The sequence below is a fragment of the Bradyrhizobium elkanii WSM2783 genome (genome assembly GCF_000472865.1).
GTDB lineage: Bacteria > Pseudomonadota > Alphaproteobacteria > Rhizobiales > Xanthobacteraceae > Bradyrhizobium > Bradyrhizobium elkanii_A.
In genome coordinates, this window is record NZ_AXAP01000159.1 from 1 (window position 1) to 8,592 (window position 8,592).

The 8,592-nt window shown below is 57.4% G+C and carries 7 protein-coding genes, 2 pseudogenes and 1 other annotated feature; of the genes and pseudogenes, 1 reads left to right on the forward strand and 8 read right to left on the reverse strand.

The features are described from left to right. The 7 genes and pseudogenes from YY7_RS62810 to YY7_RS55940 all read right to left on the reverse strand — a co-directional run. Positions 1–200, reverse strand: a pseudogene (locus tag YY7_RS62810) (IS5/IS1182 family transposase); the annotation flags it as partial. A gap of 75 nt (positions 201–275) precedes the next feature. Further along, positions 276–1,409: a PLP-dependent aminotransferase family protein gene (locus YY7_RS0148525; protein ID WP_028169263.1), complete on the reverse strand. Its 1,134-nt coding sequence runs from the start codon at positions 1,407–1,409 to the stop codon at positions 276–278. A gap of 19 nt (positions 1,410–1,428) precedes the next feature. Beyond that, on the reverse strand, positions 1,429–3,006 hold the full coding sequence (locus YY7_RS0148530) for a class I tRNA ligase family protein (protein ID WP_028169264.1): 1,578 nt from the start codon (positions 3,004–3,006) through the stop codon (positions 1,429–1,431). A gap of 1 nt (position 3,007) precedes the next feature. Continuing rightward, positions 3,008–3,337, reverse strand: coding sequence for a cupin domain-containing protein (locus YY7_RS0148535; RefSeq protein ID WP_028169265.1), 330 nt, complete (start codon positions 3,335–3,337; stop codon positions 3,008–3,010). Between the two features lie 24 nt (positions 3,338–3,361). Beyond that, a complete protein-coding gene (locus YY7_RS0148540) occupies positions 3,362–4,141 on the reverse strand; it encodes a phytanoyl-CoA dioxygenase family protein (protein ID WP_028169266.1) in 780 nt (259 codons plus the stop codon). 40 nt (positions 4,142–4,181) lie between these two features. Next, positions 4,182–5,411, reverse strand: a complete 1,230-nt coding sequence (locus YY7_RS55935; protein WP_051397365.1) for an MFS transporter — start codon at positions 5,409–5,411, stop codon at positions 4,182–4,184. Further along, on the reverse strand, positions 5,408–6,727 hold the full coding sequence (locus tag YY7_RS55940; protein WP_155255674.1) for a lysine N(6)-hydroxylase/L-ornithine N(5)-oxygenase family protein: 1,320 nt from the start codon (positions 6,725–6,727) through the stop codon (positions 5,408–5,410). The genes YY7_RS55935 and YY7_RS55940 overlap by 4 nt, the downstream gene beginning before the upstream one ends. A gap of 1,106 nt (positions 6,728–7,833) precedes the next feature. On the opposite strand from YY7_RS55940, the pseudogene YY7_RS55945 reads away from it, so the two are divergent. Beyond that, positions 7,834–8,297 (forward strand): annotated as a pseudogene (locus YY7_RS55945) (transposase); the annotation flags it as partial. Next, positions 8,112–8,228: a sequence feature (AL1L pseudoknot), on the forward strand. Its footprint overlaps the pseudogene before it by 117 nt. 74 nt (positions 8,298–8,371) lie before the next feature. Here the strand turns inward: YY7_RS55945 and YY7_RS0148565 are convergent. Further along, on the reverse strand, positions 8,372–8,592 hold a 221-nt coding region (locus tag YY7_RS0148565), incomplete at its 5' end, for an integrase core domain-containing protein (protein ID WP_028169267.1).

Below are 8,592 nucleotides of genomic sequence, written 5' to 3' on the forward strand. Positions count from 1 at the left end.
AGTAACGCGCTCAGCAATTGCTCCGGAGGCGTCGAGGGACGTCCTTCGCTCGCGTAGAGCTTCCCCAAGTCGCGATTCATCTCCGTCAGCACATCGCGGACGAACTGCCGGATCTTCCTGAGCGGATGGTCCGCAGGAACTCGTGCCTCCGGCGTAATGTACGAAAATAATCCGCCCTGATCCGAAAAAGCGCCCCGCATGCGAACCCCCGACGATCCATGATCGATATAGAATCATCAATCGCAGCCCCTGACGACGGCTTTTTCAGCAGACTGCTAGAGGTTAGCATGCAAATTACCTAAGCGCTCCAGCCCCTGCTCAATGAGAGATATTGGAAGATAGCTGAAACACAGGCGCACGTGACGGCCACTTCGTGGGCCATAGTTGCGACCATTTATAAGGTGCACGTCGTGCTCGCGGCTCGCAGCTTCAATAAACATCTCCGGATCCGTACCCGCGGTAAGCCGTACCCAGAACGAGAAGCCCCCGCTTGGCACCGTATATTCCGGCTCGCAAATCCGGCTGCGCTGCAACAACCTATGCACGCTGTCTCGCTTCGCTTGGTAGTGCTCGCGTAAGCGTGTTATGTGCGCGTCAAGAGCGCTCGATTGCAACAACCCCAAAACGACATTACTCAAAACCGGACTTACGCCGCCGTCGGGTTTGAGGTGCGCAAGCCTGTTGATGATGTCGGCCTCCGCAAGCACCCAGCCTACCCGTAGCCCCGGTCCGGCAACTTTTGAGATGCTATGGACATTGATCACGTTGTTGCCTGGCGCCAGCCAATGCACTGGACCGTTATAGGGCAACTCAGCATAGACAAGATCCTGCACCAAGAGAGCGCCACTGCGGGCTAGCAGGCCCGCCAACTTGGCCACATAGTCGCACGACATCTGGCGCCCGGTTGGATTATGAAATGCTGGCATCGTGTAGAAAAGCTTCACCCGGGCATTGGTCTGCAGCATTGCCTCGACTTCGTTCAGATCCACTCCCTCTGCGGCCAGACCTAGCTGGACCACGGTTGCACCCGCGATCGAAAACGTACGCAGTGCGCCCAAGTAGGAGGGGTCCTCCGTCAGGACCACGTCACCGGGGTCAATCCAGCCATCGGCAAGCAATTGTAAAGCCTGTGAAGCACCACCCGTAAGCATAACTTGGTTATGCCGCACGCCGTACCTCAGTGCGAGCTTTGTACGAAGTTCGGGCAAACCCGCCGCATCCGTATACTGCGGCAGATCGGCGGGAGCGACACCTGTACCTCCGTCAAACGCGCCTGGCCACGGCAGTTCTGCAAACATCACCGGGTCGGCCAGCGCGTGGCCGAAATTGATACCATGTTTCGCAGTTGAGGAGTTGAATGGCGCAAAGCCCTGAGCGACAGCGCTGCGTTTTGAGATGCGCGAATTCATGGCTTCGTCATTCGGATCTTCATGATTGCCAAATCTGTTCTTTGCAAAAGCGCTTATTGTACTCCGCGGCAAAGTTTGCGGGTATTGGCGCGCTGAAACGGGGAAAGTCCACCGACGTCTTTGGCTGGGCTGCTACGGCTGATGTCTCGAGGGACGGCCGCCACGCACCGCCAAAGTAGTGCTGGCCGTAGCCCATCGCTAGCTCAGGTACTACGGGATAGAGTAGGCTCAGGAACAGCGAGATCTGCGCAGCATTCCATGTCCAACCGTCTGCATGTGCAAAGCCAGCTAGCTCGAAGTACTTGTCGATGATATCAAGCGCATCCCAGAAACGCAGTGTGGTGACCGCATCGGCGTAATCTTCAGCGAAGCGGCGGAAATTCGGGGACAGTTCGGTGCTCTCTACTGTGCGTGCGTTTTCTGCATACCGGCGTAACGCATCTTCCCAGACCCGAATGCGTGAGGCTGCCGAGATGAGCCCGTCGAGGTCAAAATCGTTTGCGTCGGTTCCAAACGGCTTGGCCACTCGCGCCAGTGCATAACGGAGTACGTTTGGCCCCACCTCGCGCGCCACTTCATCGGCCCAAAGAGCATGATCACGACTGGTGGAAAACTTTTCGCCTTCCAGCTTGTAGAAATCCTGGACGGAGTGATTTTTGGGAATTGGGTAGCCGCGCGCGAGCAGAGCGCCGGCCACACCTAGCGTGTAATAGAAGCGGTTATCTTGCCCCATGAAGAAAAGAAGCTCGGTGTTCTGGTCGTGCAACGTCGCGTTTGCGTCCAGACCGGCGCGGGCGCATTGCTCGCGAATTCCGGTGTCGAAGCACCAGAGGCCCTCAAACCATGTAAGCAGCGTTTGGCCGATCAGAGAGTCAGGCTGTTTTACCTCCACACCGTGCCTGAAATGGCGGGTCATCGGCAAGCCGCGCACCTCCCGGTGTAGCCAAGCGCGCGCCTTGGCGCGTATCGGCTCGGGCCATGTGCTTTCTCCAATGGCTTCGTGCAGTGGGCGAGCGAGACGTGGCATGTCGAACACGGCCTGCGTGATGGGTCTTAGCACAAGATCGCGGCCGCAGGTGACGTGCCGTGCGTCACGGATTGTGTCGTGCTGAAGAGCCAGCCCGCAGTTCTCACACAGATTGCTGTCGCAAGGCGATGAGCAAGCCGGGCAACGGCCAGTTGCGAGCGAGTCCGTAACGAGCTCATCGCAATGGTCGCAATACAGTTGGACGCCCTGCCGTACGTCGACGTAGCCGGCCCCTTGCAGCTCGCGGAATATAGCTAGCGCATTTTCCTTGTGAATCGCGCTAGATGTGCGCACGAACACATCGGGAGTAATTTGCACGGCGCGCAAACACTGTAAGATCTGGTGAATGTATCGTTCTGCGACCTCGCTAAAGGATTGGCCGAGCTTTCGTGCCGTTTCGAGCGTATATGTGCCGTGCTCGTCTGAGCCAGTGATGTAGTAGGCCCGATGGCCGGTCATGCGTTGAAAGCGGACGAAAATATCAGCGAGTAAATACACGCCGCCGATGTGACCCAGATGTAGTTTGCCGTTAGGGCAAGGCGGCGCGGGACAGACAAAATAGGTGCGCACGTCAATCCCACCAAATCGAGATAAACTTGAGAGCGCTGTCTTGGCTGATATTACGGATAGTGTGCGTCTGATGTGGCGACATGTAACACAAGGTCGTTTCGCTAACCTCACGGACCTGACCGTCGACTTCGAATTCTCCACGACCAGAGATCAGCACCCAAAGTTCGTGCTCCTGATGATCGTGCGGGTCGACCGCATCGCCTGGAGCGAGCTCCACGACTGAAGCGCCAAATGCTGGGCTGAGACCCTCCGGGAGATGCTCCAAAAGGCGCCAGACCAGAACGCCGTATTCGGTTCGCATCAGAGAATGATCGGCCTGCTTCGTGTACACGTTGGTCTTCCTCAAACGTGGCTATCAGTCGCGATAGAATATGCCATTGGGAATCTTCAGGTTTTCAAGATCCGCCACCGCTTCCTCTGGTGGGTTGTAGGCGCGCTTCATGCGGTTGTATTCGGTGCGTGTCGGACCTCCAGTGGATGCGCGCTGGAACACCAAGTGAATCGCACGACGCGACCGATCGCTCTTGTTTGGCAGTGAGTAATGGGGCGCATAATCGTCGAAAATGAAAGCATCGCCAGCCTTCAAGTGCACCGGCTCCCATGTGAAGGTTTCGGCGATCTCCGGGCGAATCACGCCGCCGGCATCCATCGGAAACACTCCTTCCTTATGGCGAGCTGGCGTGAAGAAAAGCCCACCGTTACCCGGGTCCGAGTCGTCCACGGCAATGGATGCAATTGCGTGCACCATGCGTTCGGGTATCTTGTGCGGGATATGATAGATGTCCTGATGTGGGCGGTATCCGCCGCTGTCCGGATACTTGAAGATCAGAAGTTCCTTCAACATCCGTGTTTCCTCATTCAAGAGTGTCTCGACCGCTGTACGAATGCGGCCATCGGCCAGGAGCGCCTCCCGTAGAGGGGCATGGTAGTCTAAGAAGTTCTCGGCCTTGGAGATAATCTTGCGGCTGTCACTCGTCTTCTCGAACCACAACATCCACTTATCGGAGCTTACATCCCAACGTGCGACTTCCTCAACGAAACGAGAAATCTTGTCGCGCGTGGCTGGATCGAAGAACTGTTCCAATCGAAGATATCCATCCTTATGCCATTTCGATTGTTGTGCCTCAGTCAGCATGTGTGAGCTCCTTCGTAAGATGAGACGGATCAGTTGTGCTTTACCCCAGGCGGCTTGCTAGCACCGCATTAAGAGCGGTCGCGCTCAATAGGCTCAGCAACATCACGTCAGGGCCGAATCCACGGACCAACTGCCCTCCGACCAGGGGAAAGCCGAAGAGCCCGAGGAAGTATGCGAGCGTAAAGATCTGCGAGGTAGTGGGCACGGAGACGCCGTGCTCGCCGGCAAGATTGACGGCTATCGTGTTCAAGGTTGAATAACTTAACCCATAGCCGGCGGCAAAGAGGACGGTGGCCGCGATATAGAGTGAGGTGCTGCCACCATTGAGAAGGAACAACACCAGAGACGCAGCGGTCAGTAGGATGAGCGTGAGCGCCAGTCGCTGTAACGGCAGGCTGCCCATGAGGTGAGCGACCGAGAAGCGTAGTACCACGCTCGTAGCAGTAAAAACGAGAAAGAACAGATCGGAATTCAAGTGACGTGATGCGGAATACGCGCTCTGATATGTGGACAGCCCCGCGAACATGCAGGCTGAAATCGCAATCATGGCGATGGGGAGTGCTGTGCACTTCTGAAGCAGTGTCGTAGTCGCGGCCAGTGTAATTTCGACATCCGGCATCGGCACTGCCGATAGCCTCGACATCGCGCGTCTTGTAAGGTCTACGCAGGCGGCTGCGATCACGCACGCAATCGCAAGCACCGCATAAATCGTGGCCAGCGAACCAGTGTATTTTGCAAGCAAGTGACCAAGTGGAGCCGCTAGGCCGAGCCCAGCCATTTGTGATCCGGATAAGACAGTCAAATACTGAATACGTGCTGAGGGACGTAGATGGCGGATGATCTGCAGCGGTGCCAGAATGAAGAACACTGACCAAGAAGAGCCCACCAGTAATCCTCCACCGTACGCCGCTCGCCTATCGAGGGCAGCGCCGGCAAAGGCCAGCATGGCTAAGGCCATAAATAGCGAGGCGACAGTCAACGTGGGCAATAGGCCTATCCGCTTTGCCAGCCAGCCTGCCAAGCAACAGGAAACGAGAGTGGCAGCCATGCCGCTGGAAATAATAAGACCCGCGGCTCCACTATCCGTTCCGAGCGCATGCATGTAGTCCGGCAATAGAAAGCTAGTGCCGTAAGCTGCTGCAATGATAATGGAGGCAATCAAAAATGGTGCAAAGGCGCGGTAGTCGAGCGTGCCTGAAAGCTGGTCGGCGGCTTTAGCCGTTCCATCCGCAATCCGGCCCCGCAGCGGTGAGGTCGAACCGCCGTTCATATGCTACCCAGTCGGGTTGATGGCATCGCAACCACACCGGCGTCTCGTTCAGACGTGTCCGAAGGTGCGTAAACCTCAATCATCTGCCTGTCGGATGTATTCAAATAGAACGGTCGGCCGAGGAGGCTATTAATAATCAGGCTGTTGCGGTACGCGACCAAAGATAGATTGGCGCTCTGCAATCCGTGCTGCACGCGGCTTTGATTTTGTAGATATATTGGTCCTGGCATGTGCCGACTGAAGCGGACTGCGTAGTCCGGGCCGAGTACGGGCAGGCCGTCTTCCATACACGCGCCTTCGAGGAGGGCCTGCAAGAAGGGCGGCGTACGTGGCTGGAAGCCTGTAGCAAGCACTATACGATCGACGAGGATGCAGCTATTTCGCTGCGTTGCGATCTCATTTAGATCTACTCGCCAGCGCTTGTTGTGGGACGTGACGTCTTTCACGACTACGCTGGACAACACACGAAATCGGTCGGCCAGCGTGCCATCCAGGCTGCGTTCGTACAGCATTTCATATAGGCGGTTGCACAAATCGACAGAAATACCATCGCTCGTAAGCATCTCGCCCTCGACTATGTTCCGGCGTTGCTGAAGCGGTAGAGCGTGAAAGCGACGGCTATAGGCGGGCGTGTAAGCCTCATTCACGAAACTGTTGTCGTCGATGGCAAACAAGTTCGAACGCGACGTTGCCCACGTGATCTGGGTGGATACAGAACGAGTAAGAATATCCTCGATGATCTCAGCCCCGCTCTGACCGCCTCCCACAACGAGCACATGCTCGGCTGCATACGGTAGCTGCCGCTCGAGATAGTCGGCTGCATGGTAGACGGTGTCACATAGCAAAGATCTGGCACAGGCCGGGATCTTGGGCTCTACGCCAACGCCGACAACAACGGCGCGCGCCAAGTATGTGGTTGTATTCGTGCTGATGCGGTAGCCATCCCTAAAAGGAACAACATCCTTGACTTCCTCGGAGAAGCGGAGCGTATTGAGTCGCCCTGCGACCCACCGGTAATACTCAATGAACTCCCGCCGGGACGTTGAAGCATTGCGCTTGTTGACAAAGCTGTAGAGCCGACCATGCAGTGCCAAATAGTTGAGGAATGAATATGGGCTAGTAGGATCGACCAGGGTCACGCAATCCTTGAGCGGCGACACCTGTAGGCGACTGTTCGGCAGCGCAAGGCCTGGATGCCAAAAGAGTGCGTCTCGCTTCTCCAGGAAAAGTGCGCGGAGCGGAGTAGGTTCAATAAGCGCTGCGAGGCTAAGGTTAAATGGGCCGATGCCAATTCCGATGAGGTCCAGCATTTCCATAGAAGTCTCTTTGAGCTCGTGTAAGTTCTTGACGTTGGCGCTCGTGTAAATTCTGCTCGGGTCCGGGCGCGTCGCTTCATTACTGAAGCACGTTTGTGTGACTTGGGATGGGGCAGCGGCTTGGCCCGCAATGGCGCGTCTTGCAAGCCGTCTGCTGAAACCTCTCATTCGTGGGAACACTAAAGTCCGGCTGCGACCATCTTCACCCACCCATCCGGTGGTCTCTGCTCATCAGCAATCGCCGTGCCAGCCACAAAATCTCGACTGCGCCTCGTTGGACGAGAAGAACATGCCCACCTACAGCATTTCGTGCGGAATTGCCCCGGCAGCTCCGTCGGATTTACGACATTGAGGCGGCAATCGGACATCCACATACGGAATACCGAGCGCACGGATCCATGGCTGAGAAACGAACACACTGTGAATGCTCATCTACGCCGACAGTGCTCAAACCATCATGATCTTTCCACGCATTGTCAGCCCTTCAGGCCTCGCAGACCGCTCGTCTGTGGTGTCGCACCAGGAGAGCTGCGTCGCACTACGCGGGCAGCAGACATCTTCGGCTCCGCAATGTTGGCAGTTTCTCAGGTAATGGCGGTGGACAGTTCCGCTTTGGCTGATTGCGGCGGCCTTTTTTGGGCTTAGCCAAGAGGCCGGTGAGCGTAAACAACAAACAGCGCCGCCAAGCGCGAGGAGTTTCTGGTGACGGAGCCTTGCCGACACGCGCCCGTGCGGGCGATCTTCTGATTGGCTAACGTGCGGCACACACCGGCTTGTGCGCTTTCGAAACGTGAGTAGCCTCAAAGCATGTCCTGTTCTAGTAAAAACCTCCGGCCGCAGCGCGCGACCGGAGGCTTGCGTTGGAACGTTAGCACATCGTTGTCCAGCGTTAACTGCTCCTTGCCAGCGCCGTTAACACGCCAGGTTATGGTCCCCCTGGCATTTTCTTTAAGCCACGCACTCAGCGCACGCAGACGTGTAGCTCGCTTCTGCGCAGACTGCCCGAGCTCCGCAGTCGGGTTTCTAAGGTCCTTCAAGGCTTGGCCGAGCGTGGCCTTGAACCGCCCCGGGTTTGCCGGAGGCTCCAGCTCCTAGAGGATGGAGCCATGACGAGCAAGACGACGAACAGATTTTCACCCGAGGTCCGGGCCCGTGCGGTTCGGATGGTTCTGGATCACGCGAGCGAGCATCCGTCCCGCTGGGCGGCGGTGACCTCGATTGCGGCCAAGATCGGCTGCACGCCGCAGACGCTGCATGACTGGGTCAAGAAGGCCGAGGTCGACAGCGGGCAGGCGTTCCGACCGACATGGCTGAGAAGCTGAAGGCCCTGGAACGGGAAGAACCGTGAGCTTCGGCACGCCAATGAGATCCTGCGCAAGGCGAGCGCCTATTTTGCGACGGCGGAGCTCGACCGCCGGTCCAAGCCATGATCGCCTTCATCGACGATCACCGTGGGACGTATGGGGTCGAGCCGATCTGCAGGGTCTTGCCGATCGCCCCTTCGACCTACCCCGCCCATGTGGCCAAGCGGCGCGATCCGACCAAGCTGTCGGCGCGCGCCAGGCAGGATGAAATGGACCCGCGGAGCGGGACCGCTTGAACCGGTTTGTTAGTTGGAAACTGACTGCTCCTGATCCCTTTCTATCACGCAGCCAGAGACGCTGTCTGCTGCAGTTGCTGTGGGCATGTGGTCAACGCGGCAGCGTTGTCCACCATGTCCACAGCCTTCGCGGCCTGCATCCGTTCGCGCCAGACCGCCATCGGCGTGCGATAGCCGTGCGCCTGATGAAGGCGACGATCGTTGTAGAAGGCGATCCAGCTTGCGACCCCTGCCTTGGCCTCGCGGCCGTCGGCATAGCCTCTGA